The following is a 24,114-nucleotide window of genomic DNA, read 5'->3' on the forward strand; positions in this document are numbered from 1 at the left end:
ATAATGACGACAGGCAGTTCTTGTATTGAAACGACTAGTCCAGCTTGATCCCAAAGTGCTGGCGTAACGCTTCCTTGTAAGCTTCGTCCGATTGAGGCGTGAACACGTTGACCCCATCTTGGGCAAACAGGCGGAATTCCTTCCCGGCCACCGTGTTCCGGCCCTCCCGGGTGCGGATGGAAACCATCTCTGCCTTCGTAAAGATAGAGTCTGTCGCATGCTCGCACCAATAGCTGGCCATGATGTAATCCTTCGGCAGCTGTGGCTCCTCCGTGAATGAATAGAGCCGGCACCATTCTCCATGCTTCAGTTCGCACAGCATCCAGCCATAGTACGGGTCCTTGTCCAATCGGTAAGTTTCATCGCCCTGCCGGTGCGGAAGCCCCTCGACCATGGCGACTGGCCGACGGGGAACGATGCCGCCGACGCCAACGTCACATAAATAGGTTTGGTCCCCGGCTTCAACCTTCAGCACTTGATGGCGGCGTTTCGGAGGAGGGGACGGCTCATCGCGCCAAAAGCGGGCGAACAGATCGGTTACAGGGTATCCCAGCTCGCGCAGCAGCCATCCGAACAGCGCGTTCAACTCGAAGCAATAACCCCCGCGTCGCCTGACGACAATTTTATCGAATAGGTGATCGATCTCAAGCGAGATCGGCACGCCACGCACAATGTCCAAATTCTCATAAGGCACGGCGTGAAGATGACAGTCCTGCAGATCTGCGAGCGCTTGAGCGCTTCTGTCCAGCGGTCCTTCATAGCCGATTCGATCTAAATAGAGCTGAATCTTGCTTTTCACGTCCATATTTCCATTCTCCTCCCTTAAGACTAGTTTAGATCTAGTTTAGATCTAGTTTAACTCAAACTTGTCGTGAGAGGTGACAGTTGTAGTCGAACGAGCCGACTTAAATAAAAAAGATGACCTTGATGTAGAAGGTCATCTCATCATATTACGCTTGGCTGCATTTTGTTAAGCTATAGGTCAGTTTACTGGAACAATTTGTTGTATGGGGTATCATGATTTTTAATGGTAAATTTGTATACAAGATTATGTAGTTTGTATGTGGAAAGTGAAGTGTGTAATGTGGAATATTTTGATGATGAAGAAATTAGAAGAGGAAGGAACCTGGTAAAGTCGATTATCCTTATAGTTCTTAGTTTAGAATTATTCAATAATCTTTATTTTATAATAACCAATGGATATGAACTGGAAAATTCACTTAAAAAGCTTATATATTCGGTACTCGTTATCACAATATCGTGCTTACTTTACAAAGGGTATAGGTGGGCATGGTACGTCGTCTTTTTAATGTTAATTCAAGATATATTATCTGGTCTATTTTATTTATTACAGAAATCAGGACTGTTGTTGGCCTTTGATGGATGGTTGATGTTAATGCTTACTATTATTGTGGCGGTTTTTGGTGGAATGTTTCTTGGTGCTTCTCGCAGTATTACAGCTTTTATTAAGTACCAACAAGATAGAAAGCCGAAGTAACTTTGCTAATCTAAACGGAGAACTTTACTTCAATATAGGCAGTGCAGCAGGCGGTCACAATGATCGGCTGCTTTTCTTAACTAAAGAGAAATTAGTGGGATGAATATCCTTTGTTGACAAGTGTTGATTTATGCTAACCTAAGATGGATATAACATTTAATATATGAGGTTGATTATTGTGAAACGTTTCATTCTTCTTACATTATCGCTGTTACTATTGATACTTATTGCTATATTCTTCTCTAACAGACAGAACGCTCAAGAATACGTTACTGCTCTGGCAAAGGATTATATGGAGGGTGATAGTAGCTGGGGGAATTTTAAGATTATTAATACTGACAGTAGAGATGACTATGTAGTTGTGACAATAGAATATCAAACTAAACCAGACTTTGTTCCACCAGAAAAATGGTTTGTCAAAGATAATGAAAAGTTAAGCCAACTGAATTCTGAATACCCAAAGTGGGAAGGAGACATTTATCTAATCAAAAAGTGGTTTATTTGGTGGCAAGTAATTCGTTAAGCTCTCGATGTATATCATTAAACTACTGGGCAGTTTTACAAATGATATTTCTGCAGATTACTCGTAAAAACAGTTATTAGATAAAAAATAAAAGCACAATTATAAGCGTAATAAAAACAATGGTTGCTATCGAGGCTATTTTGGTATAGCGAATAGCACTTTCGGATATCTCAGGTTCTTCTTTATACATCCATCTTTTTCCCCACAACAAGCTTTCTCTAGGTTCGAAATAACTCCAAATTAATACTGCGTATAGTGGTAAAGAAAAAATAATAATTAGGAAAATCATTCTTAAACACACCCCCTAACCAATAGTACGACCTCACGAACAAGAAGTTGCGTAGTGTTTTCAATGCTCAAATTAGACTGCTCACTGATAAAGTACTTAAAGGAGAAAAAGAAATAGCAGCATTGAACAAAGTATTTGGGCTTTTAAGCATAAACCCACTCTGTCATAAAGATAATGAACGAAGATCAATACATTATGGGCGGCATGATGTAATAAACACCGCAAACTTTTGATTTATAAGGGTTTTGAGGTGGCGAGACATCCTGAGGGTAATTGAAGGGTCGGCAGAAAACTAGAGGCTTCTCATGAGTTCAGCGAACTAGTGGGAAGTCTCTTTTTGCATTGGTTTGGTCACATGTAAGCAGACTTCCGAGTCGTGGCAACATCTCTATGGCCAAGGTGCGCAAAGTGCATCATGCCGGATACTTCTCTGAGCGCGAAGATCAGATGCGCGATGGAACAGGGAATGAGGTCGTCTTCCTCCACAAGAATAGGTTGTCTTTATTGTGCTATTCAAGTGACTCGATAATGAAGGTTATCTTCTATTTTCACCTGTATAATCCAGAATGGAAGCGAGAACTTTTTAAGAGGGGAGGGATATAGGGGAGGCTTGAGATTCATGAACCTATTCACGAAAACGCTTTCTTTCGCCTCGCTTCATAGCATTCGAGAGATAGAACAATATGGCACTGACAGGAGGAATTTCTAATGATAGGATCACAGAAAAAAAACCTGAAAAGAGTGACAGCTTTTGTGCTGACCATATGTTTGATGGCTGCATTTGGGTTTAACAGTTCGAAGCCCGCTTCGGCAGCGGCGGTATCTCCGTCGCAGGCCTATGTCGAAGCAATGGGAAAAGGCTGGAACGTATTTAATACCTTTGATAGCTTCAACTCAAACGACTTCTCGCTATCCGATGAGACTTCCTGGGGGCAGCCGAAGGTAACGCAAGAGTTGATTGTGGCAGCCAAGGCCAAAGGCTTCAATAGCATTCGCATCCCCATGACCGCCTATACCAGATATACAATGGGAGCCGACGGACACTATGTCATCGATTCCGCTTGGCTGGCCAGATATAAACAAGTAGTGGACTGGGCCGTTTCCGCAGGATTTTATGTCATGATCAACCTGCATCACGATTCCTGGATCTGGCTTAAAGACTGGGATGGAAATACGGCATCCGAGGAATATAAGCGATATGTGGATTTGTGGACACAGCTTGCGGATTATTTCAAGGACGAACCCAATACCGTATCCTTCGAGACCATAAATGAGCCGCAATTCGCAAGCGATACCGGAACCGTCACAAAGCAGGATAAATTGAATAGGATCAACCAAGCTGCCTATCAAGTGATTCGTCATTCGGGTGGCAATAATGCAACAAGAATGGTTATTATTCCGACTTATGAAACAAACAGTGCTGAGGATAAAACCCTTGCAACCTACAACTTTATCACAGGCCTGAATGATCCGAACATTATTGCCACCGTTCATTATTACAGCGACTGGGTGTATAGCGGCAACCTGGGTATTACAGGTTTTGACGAACAGCTTTACAAAGACTCCGCTCAAACGCCGAGATCCAATACGGATCTGTTCTTTAACACCTTGAATAACACTTTTATTTCAAAAGGCATCGGGGTTGTCATTGGCGAATATGGCTGGTTATCTTCCGATGAAGGCGCTGCTGCAAATCAGTCGGGCGAGAAGCTGAAATATTTGGAATATTTGAATTACATGGCTTCAAAATATAGAGTCAGTACGATGATCTGGCCGCCTGCATTCGATCGGGTCGCGCCATATGACTGGAATTATTTGATAGGGTCAACGATTAAAACATCCGTTCAGGGACAACGTTCCTCCTATTCGACAGGGTTAAACGAAATCTATATTAAAGAAAAGGCTGCTAGGGATATTCAGATTCCGCTTACGCTGAACGGGAATACCTTTAAAGGCATCGCAGGATGGAAGAAAAGCGATTATTCCTATAATGCCAAAACCGCAACCCTTACGCTTTCCAAAAATTTTGTAAACGAGAAATTCACAAAGGGGTCATACGGGCTCATTGCGGATTTGGAGTTGAAATTCTCAGCAGGCGCCGCATGGCATCAATATATAATCAAATATGCAGCGCCAGTATTTCAAACCGCTACAGGCACGACAACATCCGGAATTACGATTCCGGTAACCTTCAACGGTTCCAAGGTAAAACGTGCTTCAGCCTATGATGCATCCGGCAACAGAATCGGCCCAAATTCCTGGTTCACGTATATGCAGTTTGGCTCTGAATTTAATGCGAACTATACCGAAGGTACGTTCAGTATTCAAAGCAACTTCTTTAACAATTCCGTATTGGATGGTACCATCAAGATTACGATCGAATTCTACGATGGGCAAGTCATAAACTATGCCATCCAAAAGAGCGGATCGAATGTGACCGGGATCGGGGTAGTTTCTTGATCTCAGGTTACTGTAGATTCTGCGACGAGTATATACCGTCGGCATAACAACATAGAAGTAGATCCCCGATCCTTACCGGCATCGGGGATTTTTTTGCTCGCCAGATCTCTCTTACGCTATGCACTTGAAATCCAGATTATTTATTTTAACTACAGACAAAAATAGTGAGACTTCGACTACATGTTATCTCTATTCTGTAATTAGAAGATAATATTTCCAAAATGGAGGATGGAACTAATGTATATTATTAGGATATCATTCAAAAGGGTGAATTGTATTGACACCGAATCACTCTTTTCTTCCGACAAATTTGCAATGGCAGGCACTGTATTCAGTGGTAATGATTCTAAAGGAATGATTTTTGACTTGATCCGCATAAATGATGGTGAAAGCAGAGATTTGAGTTCATACGTTTTCGAATTGCACTCAGAAGAGCCTAGCATCGGAGTTGTACTAAAAGCACTCGACTTAGATGAAAATAAAGGCTGGATTGAAAACAAAGCTGACATATTAAAAGCAGCTGAGGGAATATCCACCGCAGTTAAGTTTATACCAGGATACGGTTTGTCGATAAGCAGTATTATTGATACCGCCGCAACGGTCATCCCACCTATTATTGATAAATTTGTAGAATGGGATAACGATGATGAAATAATTGACTATAAGCACGTTTTTGATTTTGTACCGTTGAGTTTAGATAAACAAACCATTCCAGTAACGTTTAATGCACGATATGGAAACGAGCTTTCTTCTATAGGTTTCTCCAACTCTAACTACTCCGTAGAGTTTGAAGTTGAATGTATTTGGGAAGCATCTTTCGGACCTTCTATTACCATCGATGAAGACGCGATGAGCACTTTCCGTGCAATTAACGTAAAAGCTACTGAGGCAGGTTTTAAAGGGGGGTATCCTAATTTCTATAAAGCCATATACGGCATCAATACGTACTATGGCTCGATTAACTTTCTAGAATCAAATTGTTTATTTCGAGACATACCGATCAATGAACTCGGAAATCCTCAGTTGAATGATTTTGCACAGAGGATGAAAGCCGTTCAAGATTATGCAGTTAAAAATGGGTTTGTCGGAGGATTCCCAACGTATTTTATAGCTGACTATCACCATGGAATTGTATGTGGAACTATTTTGTTAAATAGTAATCAAGCAGAATGGCGGGACATTCCCTATGGGCAAATTGATTTAAAAGATATTGGTGCGCGGTTTAGAGCAACACATGATTACGCCATAAAAAACGGTTTTAGAGGGGGCTTTCCAAATTTTTATCATGCGGACTATCCAACAGGTAGAGTTGGTGGAAGTATCTTGATAAAATTAGGCGCTGCTGAATGGCGTGATGATTTAATGTTAGAGGGGGTTAGATAATTTAAAGATTACAATCTCAAGTGACAAGACTATATAAAGAAAAAAAATCATAACTCCACAACATTAAAGAAACCCGTTTCTGTACTTAAACTCAAAGTCGGAGCTGACCTCAAATAATGAGACAAATTAAAACACCTTCAAGAGGAAGCCTCCATGTCGTAAGATATGGGGACAACTTTGGAGGTGCTTTTGCTTTGGCAAGCGGCCTTGGATACTAGAACGGGGAACAAGATCAGTTGTCGGATGATAAGAAAATTATCTCATTAAAGACCGCGTAAATCGCGGTTTTTATATTTTATGGGATAATGTTGTTGTCAAATCAGAATGACAAGAACTTTATCCCATTCCCGATTTTGACAAGAATTTGACATCATTCCCGGCAGAGCTGATTTCCTATAACATTCTAAGCTTGTAAAAGATTAAGCTAACGGGCGGATAGTGGGGGAAGTTTCAGTTATAATAGCTGTTAGTAAGAGTTCCAAAGGCCTAATGACTTTCCCTTTACTGTTAACATAAAGCTTAGAGATACGTGGCTAGCCCCATTAAAAAAACCTCTTATACATTACCATATTTCCTTGAAGGAGGATATCTATTTTGGATGCGCAGTTTCTAGATCTATTAGCCCAAAAATACGATACGGAAGAAAAAGTTGTAACAGAAATCATCAACCTTGAAGCGATCTCCAATCTTCCCAAGGGAACTGAGCATTTTGTCAGTGATTTGCATGGGGAGTTCCAAGCTTTTCAGCATGTACTAAGAAACGGTTCAGGCACCGTAAAAGAGAAAATCAAAGCCTTGTTCCGTGAGGATTGGACGGATCATGAAATCAATGATTTTACGGCGTTAGTCTATTATCCGGAAGAAAAAATACAGCTGGTTAAAGGAGACCTGTGCAATAAACAAGCCTTGAACCGATGGTATAGAAAAACGATTGAACAAATGCTTAAGCTCATTTCATTCGCCTCATCCAAATATACGCGGGCCAAATTGCGCAAGGCTCTGCCGGAGCAGTTTGTATATATTGTAGAAGAGCTTCTATACAAGACGGATTCGACAAACAATAAGGACCCCTATTATGAGGAAATATACCGGCAAATTATTTCCTTGGGCCAGGCGGACAAGCTTATTATTGGCCTTGCTTATACGAACCAGCGCCTGGTGGTTGACCATCTTCATGTAGTCGGGGATATCTATGATCGCGGGCCGGACCCCGATAAAATCATGGACACGCTGATCGACTACCATTCCGTAGACATTCAGTGGGGGAACCATGATGTCCTGTGGATTGGCGCCTATGCGGGTTCCTTGGTCTGCCTTGCGAATATTATCCGGATCTGCGCCAGATACGACAATCTGGACATCATCGAGGACGTATACGGAATCAATCTTCGTCCACTGCTCAATTTGGCGGAGAAATACTATAATGACAATCCGGCCTTTAGACCAAAGCTGCAGACCGACCATAACGGCTCGGAGCAGGAAATCCTGCAGATCACCAAAATTCATCAAGCCATTGCCATGATTCAGTTTAAGCTTGAAATCCCGATTATCAAGAGACGCCCATACTTTAATATGTCTAACAGGCTTTTGCTTAAGCAGATCGATTACGACAAGAATGAAATCAAGATCGGCGGAAAAACTTACCCGCTGGAAAACACCTGTTTTGCAACCGTAAATCCGCAGCAGCCTGAACAATTGCTGGAGGAAGAACAACAGGTAATGGAAAAGCTGCTGTTCTCCGTTCAGCATTCCGAAAAGCTGGCCAGACATATGAGTTTTCTTATGAAAAAGGGTAGCCTTTATTTAATATACAACGGGAATTTGTTATTTCACGGCTGCATTCCTTTGGATGAAGAAGGAAACATGGAAGAAATGCAGATTGAAGACAAGAAGTATTCGGGCCGTCAGTTGCTTGATGTTTTTGAATATTATTTACGTTACGCCTTTGCGCACCCGGAAGATACGGATGATCTGGCTACGGATATGGTATGGTACATCTGGACAGGGGAATGTTCGTCGCTCTTTGGAAAGAAAGAAATGACCACCTTTGAACGGTACTTTATCCAAGATAAAGAAACCTATAAGGAGAGAAAGAACCCTTATTACCATCTGCGTGAAGTTGAGGAGATATGCCGAAAAATTCTGCTGGAATTTGATATGAATCCCGATCATGGACATATCATTAACGGTCACACGCCGGTTAAAGAAATCAAAGGAGAGAGTCCGGTTAAAGCAAACGGGAAAATGATTGTTATTGACGGAGGCTTTTCCAAAGCCTATCAATCCACAACAGGGATCGCCGGCTATACCTTGTTGTATAATTCCTTTGGCATGCAGCTCGTTGCCCATCAGAAATTTATTTCAAAAGAAGATGTGTTATGCAACGGAACGGACGTCTTGTCTATAAAAAGGCTGGTGGACAAAGAACTGGTGCGGAAGCTGGTGAGGGAAACCAATGTCGGGGAGAAGCTGCTGCTGAAAATCTCAAATTTGAAAAATCTCCTAGAATATCGCTACATGAAATGAAACAACTATACGGAGAAGTACCTTTTCATAGGCAACACCAAGCTTACAACATACGGATAAAAGCCTGCGGAGAAAAGCTGCAGGCTTTCCGATGCACATCATGCGGCGCCGATATTACGCCCTGCCATTTCACGAATGTCCATACGATGACTTTCGATGGTCAGGTTGGAGTATGCCGGCGATTTCTGATCATTCCTGTTCAGCGCACCGCTTGCGTATACGGTAACCCGGGATGATAATGGGCTCTCCCGCGCTGCCAAGCTGTTTTCAACTTGACGGTACCCGAAATTATGAACCGTGCCATGATTACCGGCTCAATTGAAATCGCCTCAATCTGGGCGTCGTCACCGTGACCTTCCAAGCGCCGAGGCATTACCTGGAACAGGCGAAGCTAGCTGAGATTGTGGAGGATCAATACGGAGAGTAAAGCGATTGCTCGTTCCGTCATCGAGGCGGCACCTAAGCTGTTGAACGATTTGAATACGACATAATGTTGAAGAACAGTGCCAGATGCCGTCTCAATGAGGCATCCGGTTTATTGTCGTTGGCGAATAAGTTGAAAGGAGTATTTTATAAAAGTCCTTTAAAATGGAAATGATTAGATGGTCCAATATTTCTTCACGAACCGGACGAAAAGTACGTTTGCTGAATTCTAACCTATTTCTTCCGGAGGAACCATTCATGTCTACCACAACTGAACAACTCAGAGAGCGCGCGCACGAGCTGGCGCTTCAGCAACAGCTCAAGTCTGCGGTCGGTCGGTCAGGTTATATAAAAAGACAAGTCGAAACCGACATCGCTAGTATCCGAGCTTTCGTCGCTTTGCTGCAGGATGCGCCAGTCGGCTGCGGTCAGCAAGCCGAAGAATGGCTGCTAGACAATGCGGAGTTCATCGAGGAACAAGTGCTGAACCTGAAGATGCATTTGTCCGAGTCAGTGCTTATCCATCTGCCCCGACTGCGCGGAGAGGAACGATTGCGTATCCACGCGCTTTGTCTGGCATATCTGGAACAAGTCGAAGGCATCCTGGACGAGAGGACGCTGCTAGCTTTCCTTGGCGCTTATCAGGAAATATCCGTACTGACGCTGGCCGAGACCCGGTTGATTCCGATCATGCTCAAAGTTTCTCTTATCGGGAAGATCGCTGAAACCATGGCATTGGTCCGGTACAGGCGGGAAGTATGCAGTCAGGTTGAGCAGCTGTTAAAGCAGATAGAACCGGCCAGACTAAGCACCGAAACGATCGGTACGCTACTTGAGCAAGCAGGTCAGATCCCGCCGTTGTCCGGTCCATGGGCCGCGCATCTCATAAGCCATCTGCGGGAATGGTCGGGCGATTCGGCTGCCGTACGCGAATGGCTCGTTTGTACGTACGAGAACGGCTCGGACGACCTTGACCGAATCGTCACGTACGAAGCCAAGCTCCAAGTCGCCTATCAGGTAAAAGCAGGCAACCTCATTACGAGCCTGCGCAGCAACGAACGCAGAAACTGGGATGAACTGTTCGAGGCGATCAGTCTACTCGATCGCACCATGCGCGAGGATGCGACGGGCCTTTACCCTCGCCTGGATACATCCAGCAGGAATGGAATCTTAAATCGGATCGAGGAAATGGCCAGACGCCTGCGAGTACCGGAAAGTCTCGTCGCTTCGCAATCGATCGCGCTTGCAAAGCATGCCTATGAACATGGCTCCGCGAATCCGATACAAATAGAGAACAAAACTACGGAACAAGAGCATCCGCAAGAAGCGCTAATGCGCCAAGCCTTTGCTGCATATTACGTCTTTGAGCCGGCAGGCGTAAAAAGCCTGGTTCAAGCGTTGAATAAGTGCAGTAAGCCGCGGACAATGCCGCTCAAAGGCTTAGCTAGAAGCGCGCCCATGAACTATTTCTCTTCTCTGCTGGCACTGTTCATGCTGCTGCTGGTCGTCGTGGCGGCTTGGGTCGTCGATTGGGATACCATAACGACAGCAGGCATTGCAGCGGTATTCCTAGCTCTTCTGTTCCCGGTAAGCGAGTGGGTTATGACTGGCCTAAACTTTGGGATTGAGCGAATCTGCCGGGCCAAACCTCTGTTGCGGTTCGACTATTCGAACGGGATTGCGGCGGAAGCTGCGACTATGGTCGTCATACCGGCTATATGGTCGACGGTCCAAGAAGTGGACGAGCTTGCCGATCGGCTCGAGATCCATTACTTAGGCAATCGGGACCCGAATATTCATTACGCGTTGCTCGGCGATTTCACCGATGCAAAAGAAGAAAGCCTTCCCTCGGACGAGATTCTTGTCGCCGCGGTCAAAGCCCGCATCGACCGCTTGAACCGTATGTACGGGGACAGCGGCACAACCTTTCATTACTACCAACGAGCCAGACTGTGGAATCCCGGCGAAGGCAAGTTCATGGGCTGGGAGCGAAAACGGGGAAAGCTGGTCGAGTTCGTGAATTTGTTACGCGGTAGCGAAGATACCAGCTATGCGGTAACGCACGGCGACCGTAAGGTCTTGCCCGGTATTCGCTACATCATTACCTTGGATGCCGACACCCAGCTTCCGATCGGAAGCGCGCAGCGGCTGATCGGAACGCTGCATTTTCCCTACAACCGACCTCGCTTAAACAAGGCGGGCACTAGGGTAGTGGAAGGGTATGGCGTCCTGCAGCCCCGTATCGGCACCAGCCACGATTCGGCCATGCGTTCTCGGCTTGCTTATTTCTGGTCCGATCCGGGCATCGATCCTTATGCGTTTACGGTCTCCGATCCGTTCCAAGACGCGTTCGGTACCGGCATCTTTACAGGCAAAGGAATTTTCGACGTCAACGTATTCGCTCAATTGCTTGGCGAGCGCATTCCGGACAATACCGTGCTTAGCCATGATTTGCTCGAAGGCGGATTTCTGCGGGCGGCGCTCGTGTCCGACATTGAGTTAATCGAAGAGCACCCGTCCACCTTTCTATCTTTCCAGAAACGGATGCATCGATGGGTTCGAGGTGACTGGCAGCTCCTGTGCTGGCTCCGCACCAAGCTTTGTGACCGGCGCGGAGAGCTGCAGCCGATCGATCTGTCTCTGCTCACGCGGTGGCAGATTATCGACAATCTGCGGCGCAGCTTGATGCCTATCGCGATGCTCGTGCTGTTCGGGCTGGCCGTGACCGTTTTGCCCGGCTATCCGGCACGCTGGCTTGCGTTCTTGTTCCTCACTCTGCTGCTGCCCTTAATCAGGCAGCTAGCCATCATGAATTCGGCAGGTGCGCATTCAAAGCATGTGCTGTCGACACTGGTAATGGCCGGCATCGGATTCTGGACGCTTCCGTTTCAGACAGCCGTGTTGCTGGACGCCATAGTCAAGACGCTATACCGCATGGCCTTCAGCAAGCGCGGGATGCTGGAATGGACCAGCTTCTCGCAGACGGAACGAAGTCAAGCTGAGGCACGGCGCCGCTTGATTCTTGGCGGCAGGGGGGGCTACTTGTTAATCTTGCTATTCGCGGTCGCGGTTGTCCTGCAGCCGAGCATCCCGCTTCTGTGTTTCGGACTGGCCCTTTGCCTCTTCTGGGCGCTTGCTCCGGTTGCAGTACGCTGGCTTGATCAACCCGTTCTCAAAGCGGAGCGGCCGCTTGAAGCCGCTGACGCGGAGCAGCTGCGCACCTTAGCGAAGGAAATTTGGCAGTTCTACGAGGACTATGCGGGGAAAGAGGATCACTATCTTCCGCCGGACAACGTGCAAATCGAGCCCCCGAACGGCGTTGCGCACCGAACGTCGCCAACCAATATCGGGTTTCTCCTGACGGCGGCTCTAGCCGCGAGAGAGTTGGAATTCATCACAACGCCGATGCTGGTGGAACGGCTCGAGCGAACGGTCGGCGTGATCGAACGGATGGAGAAGTGGAACGGCCATTTGTACAACTGGTACGACACTTCAACGCTGGAGCTGCTTCGTCCGGCTTATGTCTCGACGGTGGATTCCGGCAACTTCGTAGCCAGTCTGATGACGGTTAAGCAAGGTCTGATTCGCTGGCTTCAGACGGACGGATGGGGCAAAGGTTCCCGGCGGCGCGGGCAAGCTCCATTAGCGGCCGTTGGCACGGAGTTTGCCATCGAACAGGATCGCATTCATCCGGAGGAAATGTACGAAGCGCGACGAGAATCAAATGTGAAGCAAGATGAGCCGATGCATGCAACGACCGGTTGGATTGGTCAGGGTTATGAGCTTGTCGACCGCTTGGAACGGCTGATCGTCTCAACCGATTTCCGACAGCTCTATGACGACAAGGCCAAGCTGTTTGTGCTCGGCTACCATGCCGATTCGGGTCAACGGGAAACGATTCTCTACGACTTGCTCGCATCGGAAGCAAGGCAAACAAGCTTCGTCGCCATTGCGCTTGGTCAAATTTCGGTCTCCCATTGGATGGCGCTTGGCCGCACGGCCAAGCAGCAAGGCGGGCACGCGACCTTGATCTCTTGGTCCGGCACGATGTTTGAATACATGATGCCTTGGCTGATTATGCGAACCTATCCGGGTACGGTCTGGGATAGTACCTACCGCGGCGTCGTGCGGCGTCAGATCGCATACGCCGCACGACGCAACGTGCCCTTTGGCATCTCGGAATCAGGCTATTATGCGTACGACTATCAGCTGAATTACCAATATCGCGCCTTTGGCGTGCCGGGGCTGGGGTTCAAGCGCGGGCTTGAGGAAGACACGGTCATCGCGCCTTATGCCACGATTATGGCGCTTCCGTTCGCGCTGCGCGAAGGCCTTCTAAATTTGGAGCGTTTGGATCAGCTTGGCGGGCGAGGACAATACGGCTATTACGAGGCGATCGATTACACCGCTCACCGTATGCCGCAGGGGGAAACCTACAAAATCATCCGCAGTTTCATGGCGCATCACCAAGGCATGAGCTTGCTTACGCTGGCCAACATGCTGGTGCCGTCTTGCATGATCAACTATTTTCATGCGGATAAGCGCGTTCAGGCCGCCGAGCTGCTGCTGATCGAGCGGATTCCGCACAAGTCGGCGCTTCTCAATCGGGAGCTGCCGGGCAGGTCGCGAAGCGGAGGCGAAACCAAGTTGCCGCAGAACGACCCGCTGCGAGAATTCGCGGAGGTGCCCGCGCATTTGCCTGAGGCGAACGTGCATGGGAACGGTTCGTTAACGACGGTCCTGACGGAAACCGGCAGCGGCTTCATCCGATATAACGGACTGGATTTGACGCGCTGGCGGGAAGATCCGGTGATGGATCCTTGGGGCAGCTACATCTATATTCGGGAAGTGGAGAAGAATGTTTGCTGGTCCCCGACCTATTTGCCATGCCGCAAGCAGGCGGATCGCGCGAGCGTTCAGTTTCGCAAGGAGCGGACGACGTTCCTCCGCGAGGATGACGGGCTGCAGACGAAGCTCGAGGTGACCGTATCGACCGAGCATAATGCGGAGCTGCGCCGGTTGACGTTGACCAACGCGACGCAGGAGGTCCGAATTGTCGAAATAACGACGTACATGGAATTAGCCATGGCCGCGCACAACGCGGACAAGGCTCATCCCTCCTTTACCAAGCTTTTCGTTCAAACGGAGTTTGCTTCGGAGGAGCAGTGCCTGCTAGCCTTCAAACGCCCTCGTAATGATGACGAGAAAGCTCTATGGGCTTTTCACACGCTACGAGTTGACGAGGATCAAGGAGCAGCAGAATTCGAGACGGACCGCACAGCCTTTATCGGCAGAGGGCATACGCTTGCCAATCCGCGCGGACTGGCTGCCCGGCTAGGCGGCACCTTCGGTGCCGTTGCCGATCCCGCTTTTATCATGCGTAAGCGAGTGCATGTTGAACCTGGCAAGCAGATCAGCCTGACAGCCCTAACCGGTGCAGCCGAGAGCAAAAAACAGGCGCTTGAAATGGTTGCGCAGCTGTCGTCCGCCTCGCAGGCAGAACGTACCTTCCAAATGGCATGGACGCGAAGCCAAATCGATCTGCAGCATTTACGCATCGGCGAACAGGAGGCGTCCGCTTACCAGCTGCTGGCCGGACGGGTCCTGTTCGCATCTCCGTTTCGTCCAGAGCAGGAGGCAAGCATCTCCGCGAATACGAAAGGGCAGCCGGGCCTGTGGGCGCATGGCGTCTCCGGCGACAGGCCGATTGTATTGGTGAGCGTGGCCGAAACGTCGAGCCTGCCGTTCATGAATAAACTCCTGGTCGGCTACGAATATTTGCGCCGGAAGGGGTTAAGCTTCGATCTCGTAATTTGGAACGAGTCCTCCGGCGGTTATCAGCAGGAGCTTCGCGATTCACTCCAGCGGATGATCGAGCAGCATGTCCATAACCTTAACAATGGCGCCGGCGTTCATATCGTCGCGGCAACCGAGCAATCCCAAGAAGACAAGAATCTGTTGTTCGCCACAGCGCGGCTGCTGCTGCATGCGGAAGGACCAAGTCTGAGAGCCCAGCTCCTGTCTCGCGAGTCAGGAAGCACCGAGCAATTACCCGACCTGGTGCCGACTTCGCCGCAGAACCTTTATTCCGACAAGCCATCGCGGGACGAAGGCGCGGATCTGTTCTTCAACGGATACGGAGGCTTCTCGCCTGATGGCGGCGAGTACCGGATCGTGCTTCGCAACGGGCAGCATCTGCCTGCTCCTTGGATCAACGTAATTGCAAACGAGAATTTCGGCTTCCTGGCTTCGGAGCTGTACACCGGGCAAACCTGGTGGAGCAACAGCCGTGAATGCAAGCTGACGCCATGGTCCAACGATCCCGCACTGGATCCGCCTGGCGAAGCTGTCTATATACGAGATGAATCGAGCGGTGAATATTGGGGGATGACGCCATCCCGAAAGTCGGAATCCAAAACGGTGCATACCGTATCGCATGGACAAGGCTACTCGCGCTACGAGCACGAGAGTCATGGTCTATCGCATGAGATGACGGTATTTGTCCCTCTGAACGATCCCGTCAAGATCATCCGGCTGCGTTTGACTAATGAAACGAGCGACGTACGGAAGCTGTCCGTGACGTACTACGCCGAATGGGTTATTGGAGTGAATCGCGAAGACAACGCCTCCAATATCGTTACGGAATGGGATCCAGAACATCAGATACTGCTTGCTAGAAACACCTATCAGGACACGTTCCGTAAAGCGACGCCATTCCTTGCCATGCATCCTCGGACATTAGAGCCTAGCCAGACCTGGACGGGAAGCCGGCTGTCATTCATCGGGCGCGAAGGCGACTTGGAGGATCCTGCCGCAATGCGCAAAATGCGTCTTTCGGGAGAGACGGGACCGGTCCATGATGCCTGTGGAGCAATTCAAGGCATCGTATCGCTCGAACCCGGCGAGGCTGGCGTCGTCTATATCCTGCTCGGCTGCGGCGATTCCCGTGATGCCGCGACCCAGCTGGCCCGAAAGTACAGTGAAGCGGACGCATGCGAAAAGGCTTATCAGGATGCTTGCGCCTTCTGGAAAGACATAAACGGCACGATCCATGTTGCTACGCCTTCGGCCGAAATGAATATTATGCTGAACAACTGGCTGCTCTATCAGTCGTTGTCCTGTCGGATGTGGGCACGCACGGCATTCTATCAGGCGGGAGGCGCCTTCGGGTTCCGGGATCAGCTTCAAGATTCTTTGTCCATGCTGCATGTCCGGCCGGAAATGACGAGAGCACAGATCATTCGCCATGCTTCGCACCAGTACCGTGAAGGAGATGTGCAGCATTGGTGGCACGAAGAGACGCACCGCGGTATCCGCACGAGATTTTCGGACGATCTGCTCTGGCTGCCATATGCCGTTGTCCGTTATTTGGAGCAAACGGAGGATGAGAGCCTATTAACGGAAACGGCTCCTTTCCTTCAGAGTGAGCTTCTGAAGGAAGACGAGCACGAACGTTACGAAGAGACGGTTCTGTCGGAGGAGAACGGGACGATACTCGAACACTGCTTCCGCGCGCTTGATCGGGCGCTTCGCTTCGGCGAACACGGATTGCCGCTCATGGGAATCGGTGATTGGAACGACGGAATGAGCAATATCGGACCGCAAGGGCGCGGCGAGAGTGTATGGCTGGGCTGGTTCCTGGGCGAAGTCCTGAGCGGCATTGCCGGAATCTGCGAGCGGTATGGCAAGCGAAGTCACGCGGAGCGTTACCTAAGCGCGCGAAGCAAGCTGGAGAATGATATGCAGGAAGCAGCCTGGGACGGAAATTGGTACCGCCGCGCGTTCACCGATGCCGGAGATTGGCTAGGATCCGTCCGCAATGCGGAATGCCGCATTGACGCTATCGCCCAATCCTGGTCGGTCATATCCGGCATGGCGCCGAAGGACCGCGCGCAGCAGGCGATGCACTCCTTCGACAAGGAGCTGGTCGACCGACATCTTGCCGTCGCGCATATTTTGACACCGCCATTCGACAAGACCAAGCCAAGCCCGGGCTACATCCAAGCCTATCCGCCAGGCATTCGGGAGAATGGGGGGCAATATACGCATGGTGTCATCTGGAGCATTGTAGCGTGGAGCATGCTCGGGGACGGGGACAAGGCTTTCGAGTTATTCCATATGTTCAACCCGATTACGCACACAAAGTCCTCGTTTGACGCCCGCACTTACGTCGGGGAGCCTTACGCCATGGCGGCTGACGTTTATACGGAGCATCCGCATCGCGGACATGCGGGTTGGACGTGGTACACCGGCGCTGCCGGCTGGATGTACCAAGCGGGAATCGAGTGGATAGTAGGGATAAAGAAAAGGGGACAAAAGCTTCTGATCCAGCCCTGCATCCCTGCGGAATGGCCGGAATACACCGTTACGTATAAGTACAAACACACAGCCTATCGAATCATCGTCCGCAACCCGTCGCGCAAATCCGGCGGCTGCACGGCATTAAGGATCGATGGCAAAGAGACCGAGCTCAGCTTGAATCTTATGGGCGAAAGTCCGTTTATCACGCTGGAGGACGACCAATTGGAGCATGTGGTCGAACTGACTTTATAGCTCGTTTGCAGGGATCGTGTATATACCCGCATTCACAACGTTTGATGTACCGAAAGGCCGCATATTTGCGGCCTTTTTGACCTTGATCGGCTTCGTGCCGTTCAAGGTTTTTTTGGAGAAAATTTTATGAGGCTCCCTCGAAATGATGCAGCATCTTCATGTCGTATTAAGACAAGAACTTTTATACAAGGACGAAATGATCAGAGGGTACAAATACATCTTAGAAGATAATAGAACATGGTATCATTGAGAGTCGCATAAATTGCGGCTTTTTTGTTTTATGTTATCAAGTTCTTGTCAATATGAACGGTTGGACCGCAAATTCGACTTTCAACTTCTAGCTGCCTACTTAGAAACAACTGGCAGCTCTGAACGAGCTTTTTGAGCATACTGAGCGCGCTGTAGAAGAGTCTTAATGTCCTTCGTCTCAAATAGCCTGATCCGATAAATAATTATTAAGAAAACATTCAAGACAATATTCCTGCCGCGGCCATCGATCGATAGACATGAATTCGAACACCTGCTCGTACACTGTAATAAAAAGCTTGTTCGAAGACAACTTACCACGGAGGTGTAAATGATGAAAATTAAGTCCGGCGGATATGAAGCAGTGTATCACGGCCGCGTACTGGCCTATGGAATGAATCCGATCGAAATTGTATTGTCGGAAGAGAGTGATCCGCTGATATTCGTGTTTTGTATTGAACACGAATCGGAACGAGACGACTTCATGACGAATATTCAGCTGGTTCGTTACAATGAAGTCCGCATCGCTTGCGTTAATTTTCCGAGAGGCAAGCCAATCGGTAATCAAGATATGATTCAGCTCGGCGTGTTGAACAACCGCAAACTATCTTTGCGTTATGAAGTGACTATAAATTACGATGCGACGTCCTGGGCGTTGGCCTTTACTTTCTTTGCGGGAGAGGGGGTCGTGCCGGTATGAACAAAATCGAAATTCAGGATCCGAAGGTAGCAAGCAAGATCATCGCTGCGAACGCGGAGAACGATAAGCGCAAAGCGGAGCTCGGCTTTCTTGGTAAATTCTTTGGTTCAGGTGAGAACGTGCGCCTGTATATCGTCGGTACGATCACGCTCGGTGTGCTTATCATCGCGCTGGTCTATACGTTGATCCCCGACCAATATCGTTCGCCCGACTTCGGTTTAAAGGAAATGTGGACGCTCGTGGTACTTCCTGTTGAATCGACAATTATCGGTTACTTGATCGGATCGCGGTCAAAAGAAGAAGGAGGCTAGTCGAGCATTTTTGCGAGGGACTCTTAATGATAAAGCTGTTCAATCACGATTGGTTTACTCAAGAATTTAGTAATTCAGATAACAGAACATAGTAACATTGTAAGCCGCAAAAATTGCGGTTTTTTTGTAGTTATATATTGGAACAATACTGGATATTCTTTTTGGAACGTGTGACAACACTATAAGCAACAGCTGCTGTTTTTTCATAGTAAACTGCCCAACCTGATTGCGTTCCGCCAAGTGGATCCGCGATTTGGATTTTAGACTTGTCATCATATATTGCATTGACTACAAGGCTGTGGCCGGTTGTTGAATAATGCCAATTTGCTCCGGATGGATTTGAAATTCCCATCGTGCTCGGTGCTTTCATAGTTACGATATCATAGTAAATATCATTGAGCATGGAAGTTTGAGTTGGGCTTGCTGCGTAAATATAATAAACTTGGCTTTGCTTGCCGTTCAAGTAGGGTGCGATCTTGGTAGGATCTGTACCGTCTGCATCAGTTCCCACAGCTTTTGCAATCGTAGCTTGGCTATCCCGCCAATACTCCTGCTTGCGTCATGTCTGACAGGGCATGTGGTATGAAGTACAGGTGGAGTCGGCAGAACGGCGGCTGTAGCCACCACCCTTCTAGGGAAGGTATGCCAACGGATATGCCGCGCGGCTGAAAAACAAGATATCGTGAGAATGTTCCGCGAAATGGGACTGACAAACTTCCGAATGTACATGTCTAAAGATAGAACGTACGGAAACATACGGACCATCAAAACGATGGGGTGAGTGGCGTAAAGTAAGAATTTTTCTTATGAAATACGCTGTGCCGGACGATGGCGGCACCCAGCTCACAGGCTTAGAGGAAGCACCTAAGTCTTGAACGTATAGCTAGGTTTTTGAGTAGTTCATAAACGAAAGGAAATGTTGATGATACTTAATCATTTGGACATATGCCCATTAGCCGATGGAAGAATACTGTGCATAAACATAACAAATGATGACCTAGTAACTATTCGGTATCTGTATCAGACCTGGGCTAAAGAGCTGCTATACAAGGGATTTGCTAGAATAATAAACATATGTATAAAATACTATGTAACTTTAATATACTGAATCTATATAAAAATATACTATTTATATGACTTTCTATGGATTGTGACACAATTAAATATCTCTGAAAAGAGGCCAGCGTCGCCGCAGCGTCGCCGCTGGCCTTTTTGTCGTTTTTCTTATTAAAAACAAGCAATTCGGTTGATGCACACGGGAGCCAGGTAAGCAGTGCTGAGGAAACGCGATTAATCGCTTTGTGACGGATATGCGCATGCGGGTGTCTACACGCTACCATGATAGCGGCGAATTATTTCCAAAGCAGTGCTTAATGTCAAGGGCACACCACGCCTGCTCCTGGAAGCTAATCCTCTTGAACCAGTTCGCCTAGATTGTTGATCACGACGTGGACGCTGTATTTGATTTTCAGCTTAGGGTAATACTCAGTCCGCCAGTTCGTGAGATTGTTGAACGGGATTTTGCTTCTGAAGTGGTTGCCGAGCCCCATCGGATCGCAGCCGGACTTTACCAGCTTGTTCGTGACGTTCTCCAGCTTCTTCGTGAATTCTACTTGTAGTTCTTTCTCATGCTCGCTTGCCGATTTTACGGCCTCTGACTCCGTAAGCGAAGCCTGAATGGAGAGCTTTCCGAGCAGTTCCGGGCCGCTACCGGTCATCTTACTTTGCCAGTCGATATGGGCTGATCGAATGGTGACGCTCGCATTTTGCATTACTTCGACATCGGCGCCGTAATAGTTATTACTTACCACGTTTATCGCCACAATCTCTTCTTCGTTCAGCCGGCCGACCATCTTCCCTTTTTTCAGCAGGGCGGAGCCGTCGAATTCGAGCACCGTTCTTCGGCCTGGCTTAATGATGGGGATCATGGTGTCCTGCGTGTACGATCTTGTCGCGGCGAATGCGTCCAGCAAGCTGGTTTTCGTCGTTCTAGGCGTCCATCCGGCGCGTTTGTTCGAGAATTTATAGAAAGTCGTGACATCGTTCGAAATGGCATTATTGGAATTGGTCAGTAATTCTTCCATATCTCCGTCCGTAATGGCAAGCAGCGCTTTGGGGGAGAAATTCCTTGACCGGATCACGTTGGTCAGTTCTTCATGAAGTCCCGCTTGGGCGAGCTCTTGACTGAAGACAATGAGTTGCACGCTGAGCAGGTCGATGTAATTCTCGACGTCGACTCGAATGGCGTTAATCGCTGCGCTGACCGTGGAAGCTTCTCTCGAGACGACCTTGACTGTCAGCTTCCGTTCTGCCGGGATGGGAATCTGCAGCGAAACTTTATAAGCTTTTTCCTGCCCTTTGGATATGCCTATGATGACCGGAATGGAGCGGTGATTTATGTCATGACTGTCCCAGCAGCCGCCGGTCAGCAAGCCGCAACAAAGCCAGACGAAAAGGAAACAAATCCATTTTAACGATCGTTTAGGCACGCGGCAGTCCCCCAACCTTTGTTCGATTGCGATAGTAGCCCGCGATCAACGCAAGGATCAGCAACATGCCTAAACGAAGGGGTCCTCCCCAGCGCAATTGGTGTTCCAGTGCTTCCAAAGTCGGAATGGAATAGGCGACGACGATTGCAAGCGAAGACATGACAGCCGGATTCGTGATTAGTCTTGGAACGAACGACGAATGCAGGGCAAGCTGTCTCGTCAGCCATAGCAGGCCGCTTAGGTTTATGAGCGTGCTGAACATGATCGTCATGATATAGAATAACGAGATCCGGTCGAAAAAAAACCATTTTACTCGTACCGTGTCTAGCAGCACGATCAAAGGAAACCGGAGATCTTCCACAACTTCCTGGCCGAGCACGCTTAGGGGAAGATATACGTTTGCGAGGAACAGAAAGAGTGAAACTAACCACGCTCCCCAAAGCCAGCGTTTGGCGGATGCGGAATACGGCCCGAAAAATCCAATCAAGCCGCAGACGTTGACGAAGGCGATAATCGAAGGCAGGATTTTCGGTTCATGCAGGAAAGCCAACGTCGGACGTAGCGGAAAAATCATAAGGTAATTCCCGTACCTCAAGGCAGCAAGGAAGGAGAACAGCATTAAGGGGATGCCGAAGCATCCAATCACCAGCGCCAGCCGCAGCAGAGAATCGCTGTCCGCATAAGCGATGCTCAGCGCGGTGACGAGCAGCAACGCGAACAAAACCCAAAGCGGCGTGGAGGGCAGATACAACATGCTGAGCGTTTGGGCATGCCCCCGGATCATGACCCCGATGGCCATCAGGTTGAAGATGATCAGCGGCCAAACAAAACAGAGACGTATCCATGTTCCCGCATGCTGGAATTTAGCGAGCAGATCCGTCTTGTCCTCACGCAAGCCTCCAACCAGCAGACGCAGCAGCGCTCCTTGTATCAGCCAGCCGATGACGATGACGAGCCAATGGCCGGATGACTGGGACTGAATGATGCTCTGCGGGTACACGAACATAAATAGTCCGTATTGTAGTACAAGAAAGAAGGCTCCAACGCTGATTCCGCGGCTCATTCTGTTCACTCCTTTTTCATACTTAGCCTGAATGGAATCATCGGCTGCCGCATAATCGTAGCCGAGCTGATGAACGAGAGCAGGATATAGAACCCGCACACAATGCCGAGCGGCCCGAATATAGCGGCAAAGAGAAGCATTATATACCGCCATAGCCGGATAACGAGCGCAAAGTTATACCCGATGACGGTGAAATTGGCGATGGTGGAAGCCGCGAGGATGATAATCAACAGGCTGCTGACCAGATTCGCCTCGACGACCGCTTGTCCGAGAATGATGCCGCCGACCATCGTCATCGCCGGACCGACGCTCTTGGGCAGCCGAATAAGCGCTTCGAACAGCATTTCGATAATGAACAAGAGCAGTAGCGCTTCGGTCAGTGAAGGATAAGGAACGCCTACTCGGCTCAACGAAATGGAATAAATGAGCTCGACCTTCATGACGTCCGGATTCACCGATATCAAAGCGACATAAGCCGCCGGAGCGGATATGGCGATAATGACGCCAAGAATGCGGAATGCGACGATCATGAACGCGATGACGGGGGTGTACTCCAGGTCGGTATCCGCAATGAACAGGTCGGGCAGCTCCACAGGGAGGACGATGGCTTCCGGATAACCATCGACTAACAAAACGACCCGGCCTTTCTTCAGGAAGTAGGTGACCTCGTGCGGAGACTCCGTTTTGAAGAAGGACGGAATCGGATTCCATTTGGGCCGTCTGCACAGCCAGTTTGAAACTTGCTGGAGAGAGACGAAAGGAGTGTGCGTCTGCGCGCTCAGCGCCTTCTCGATATCGGCCGCGAAAGCTGGATCCGTTACGTGATCAAGTGAAAGCACTATAATCCGCCGTTTTTCACGGGTGCCGATATCGACATGCGTAAACTTCAGGTCTTGAGAGCGAAGCTCACTCCGGATCAGTCCGAGATTGGTTGACAGATCTTCGATGAATCCTGCTTGCGAAGAGACGAGGATGTTCTGATTATTTGGCGTGCCGACCGGCCGGTAAAGCTGCCGGTCCTCCGACTGCACCCAAGCCGCTCCGGTTCCGCCAGGCTGTAAAATGATGGTCCGGCCGTCAAGGAGGCCGCGAACCAAACCATCGCGCGCTTCCTCCGCGCCAAGCTCACCGAGCAGCGCTTGCCAATTCTCTGCAGGCTCCCGCCCGGCTTCCGACAGACGCCGGGCGGTTGCCGCAACGTCCACAAGACTGGACAACGCGATCATTTCCAGATGGATTCCGCATATTTGAAGAGTAAGGATTTGGAAATCCATCGCATTCCCTAGTTGCTCAATGATCTGTTTTCGTTGTGAATTTTCCTTTTTTATAATCATTTCCCATCACCTATCCTCTAGCATGACCAACGCCATCCAGAATTATGTAAAATATTACCGATCTATCGATTGAACGCGACGGATTTCAATGGAATCATCTCGCACATATCGATGGAAGGATGCATGAAGAATGATTCGCCTGACGTGGGAAGTATTATTCAATTATAGCGAAGTGATCTGGCTTAGGGCGTGAAGGGCCATGAACGTTTCAGTGGTGCATCGATGTGTAGTCTTCACGCGGATTCAGCGGATGCTACCGTTTCTAAACAAGTTCGGAATGTACGGGCCATGCGAGAAGTAATTGCGGGGATTGAGG

General features: G+C 48.8%; 14 protein-coding genes. 8 read left to right on the forward strand and 6 right to left on the reverse strand.

Features of this window, described 5'->3' with window-relative positions; genetic code table 11:
* Nucleotides 1–34: 34 nt before the first annotated feature.
* Nucleotides 35–805, reverse strand: coding sequence for an arylamine N-acetyltransferase family protein (locus CFI03_RS22455; RefSeq protein ID WP_248759840.1), 771 nt, complete (start codon nucleotides 803–805; stop codon nucleotides 35–37).
* A gap of 258 nt (nucleotides 806–1,063) precedes the next feature.
* Between CFI03_RS22455 and CFI03_RS22460 the strand changes: the two genes are divergently transcribed.
* Both CFI03_RS22460 and CFI03_RS22465 read left to right on the forward strand, forming a co-directional pair.
* Nucleotides 1,064–1,498, forward strand: coding sequence for a hypothetical protein (locus CFI03_RS22460; RefSeq protein ID WP_248759842.1), 435 nt, complete (start codon nucleotides 1,064–1,066; stop codon nucleotides 1,496–1,498).
* A 178-nt stretch (nucleotides 1,499–1,676) separates the two neighbouring features.
* A complete protein-coding gene (locus tag CFI03_RS22465) occupies nucleotides 1,677–2,021 on the forward strand; it encodes a hypothetical protein (RefSeq protein WP_248759844.1) in 345 nt (114 codons plus the stop codon).
* Nucleotides 2,022–2,097: 76 nt separating this feature from the next.
* Here the strand turns inward: CFI03_RS22465 and CFI03_RS31455 are convergent, their stop codons facing one another.
* Nucleotides 2,098–2,310, reverse strand: a complete 213-nt coding sequence (locus tag CFI03_RS31455) for a DUF6199 family natural product biosynthesis protein (protein ID WP_481857702.1) — start codon at nucleotides 2,308–2,310, stop codon at nucleotides 2,098–2,100.
* Between the two features lie 708 nt (nucleotides 2,311–3,018).
* Between CFI03_RS31455 and CFI03_RS22470 the strand changes: the two genes are divergently transcribed.
* From CFI03_RS22470 to CFI03_RS22495, 6 genes are all read left to right on the forward strand, one after another.
* The gene (locus CFI03_RS22470) at nucleotides 3,019–4,770 is read left to right on the forward strand and encodes a cellulase family glycosylhydrolase (RefSeq protein WP_248759846.1); all 1,752 of its coding nucleotides are present in this window, start codon (nucleotides 3,019–3,021) and stop codon (nucleotides 4,768–4,770) included.
* Between the two features lie 237 nt (nucleotides 4,771–5,007).
* Entirely contained in the window at nucleotides 5,008–6,153 is a 1,146-nt protein-coding gene (locus CFI03_RS22475; protein ID WP_248759854.1) for a hypothetical protein, read from the forward strand.
* A 594-nt stretch (nucleotides 6,154–6,747) separates the two neighbouring features.
* Nucleotides 6,748–8,679, forward strand: coding sequence for a fructose-1,6-bisphosphatase (locus tag CFI03_RS22480; protein ID WP_248759856.1), 1,932 nt, complete (start codon nucleotides 6,748–6,750; stop codon nucleotides 8,677–8,679).
* A gap of 681 nt (nucleotides 8,680–9,360) precedes the next feature.
* Nucleotides 9,361–17,655, forward strand: coding sequence for a GH36-type glycosyl hydrolase domain-containing protein (locus CFI03_RS22485; protein ID WP_248759858.1), 8,295 nt, complete (start codon nucleotides 9,361–9,363; stop codon nucleotides 17,653–17,655).
* Between the two features lie 577 nt (nucleotides 17,656–18,232).
* Complete coding sequence (locus CFI03_RS22490) at nucleotides 18,233–18,601, forward strand: DUF6864 domain-containing function (RefSeq protein ID WP_248759860.1); 369 nt, start codon at nucleotides 18,233–18,235, stop codon at nucleotides 18,599–18,601.
* A complete protein-coding gene (locus CFI03_RS22495) occupies nucleotides 18,598–18,912 on the forward strand; it encodes a hypothetical protein (protein WP_201005905.1) in 315 nt (104 codons plus the stop codon). The genes CFI03_RS22490 and CFI03_RS22495 overlap by 4 nt, the downstream gene beginning before the upstream one ends.
* 130 nt (nucleotides 18,913–19,042) lie before the next feature.
* Here CFI03_RS22495 and CFI03_RS22500 read toward each other — a convergent pair whose 3' ends face one another.
* The 4 genes from CFI03_RS22500 to CFI03_RS22515 form a co-directional block, all read right to left on the reverse strand.
* Nucleotides 19,043–19,375: a hypothetical protein gene (locus CFI03_RS22500; protein ID WP_248759862.1), complete on the reverse strand. Its 333-nt coding sequence runs from the start codon at nucleotides 19,373–19,375 to the stop codon at nucleotides 19,043–19,045.
* A gap of 943 nt (nucleotides 19,376–20,318) precedes the next feature.
* Nucleotides 20,319–21,401, reverse strand: a complete 1,083-nt coding sequence (locus CFI03_RS22505) for a Ger(x)C family spore germination protein (RefSeq protein ID WP_248759864.1) — start codon at nucleotides 21,399–21,401, stop codon at nucleotides 20,319–20,321.
* Entirely contained in the window at nucleotides 21,394–22,464 is a 1,071-nt protein-coding gene (locus CFI03_RS22510; RefSeq protein WP_248759866.1) for a GerAB/ArcD/ProY family transporter, read from the reverse strand. Before CFI03_RS22510 ends, CFI03_RS22505 begins: the two co-directional genes overlap by 8 nt.
* 5 nt (nucleotides 22,465–22,469) lie before the next feature.
* Nucleotides 22,470–23,798: a spore germination protein gene (locus tag CFI03_RS22515; protein WP_248759868.1), complete on the reverse strand. Its 1,329-nt coding sequence runs from the start codon at nucleotides 23,796–23,798 to the stop codon at nucleotides 22,470–22,472.
* Nucleotides 23,799–24,114: the final 316 nt, after the last annotated feature.

Origin of the sequence: Paenibacillus sp. ATY16 (assembly GCF_003399985.2) — a bacterium.
Lineage (GTDB): Bacteria > Bacillota > Bacilli > Paenibacillales > Paenibacillaceae > Pristimantibacillus > Pristimantibacillus glycanilyticus.

Excerpts from the sequence above, each read along its gene's own strand:
- CFI03_RS22475 (WP_248759854.1), top strand. The coding sequence starts at position 5,008 with ATGTATATTATTAGGATATCATTCAAAAGGGTGAATTGTATTGACACC.
- CFI03_RS22495 (WP_201005905.1), top strand. The coding sequence starts at position 18,598 with ATGAACAAAATCGAAATTCAGGATCCGAAGGTAGCAAGCAAGATCATC.
- CFI03_RS22485 (WP_248759858.1), top strand. The coding sequence starts at position 9,361 with ATGTCTACCACAACTGAACAACTCAGAGAGCGCGCGCACGAGCTGGCG.
- CFI03_RS22510 (WP_248759866.1), bottom strand. The coding sequence starts at position 22,464 with ATGAGCCGCGGAATCAGCGTTGGAGCCTTCTTTCTTGTACTACAATAC.
- CFI03_RS22455 (WP_248759840.1), bottom strand. The coding sequence starts at position 805 with ATGGACGTGAAAAGCAAGATTCAGCTCTATTTAGATCGAATCGGCTAT.
- CFI03_RS31455 (WP_481857702.1), bottom strand. The coding sequence starts at position 2,310 with ATGATTTTCCTAATTATTATTTTTTCTTTACCACTATACGCAGTATTA.
- CFI03_RS22470 (WP_248759846.1), top strand. The coding sequence starts at position 3,019 with ATGATAGGATCACAGAAAAAAAACCTGAAAAGAGTGACAGCTTTTGTG.
- CFI03_RS22490 (WP_248759860.1), top strand. The coding sequence starts at position 18,233 with ATGATGAAAATTAAGTCCGGCGGATATGAAGCAGTGTATCACGGCCGC.
- CFI03_RS22515 (WP_248759868.1), bottom strand. The coding sequence starts at position 23,798 with ATGATTATAAAAAAGGAAAATTCACAACGAAAACAGATCATTGAGCAA.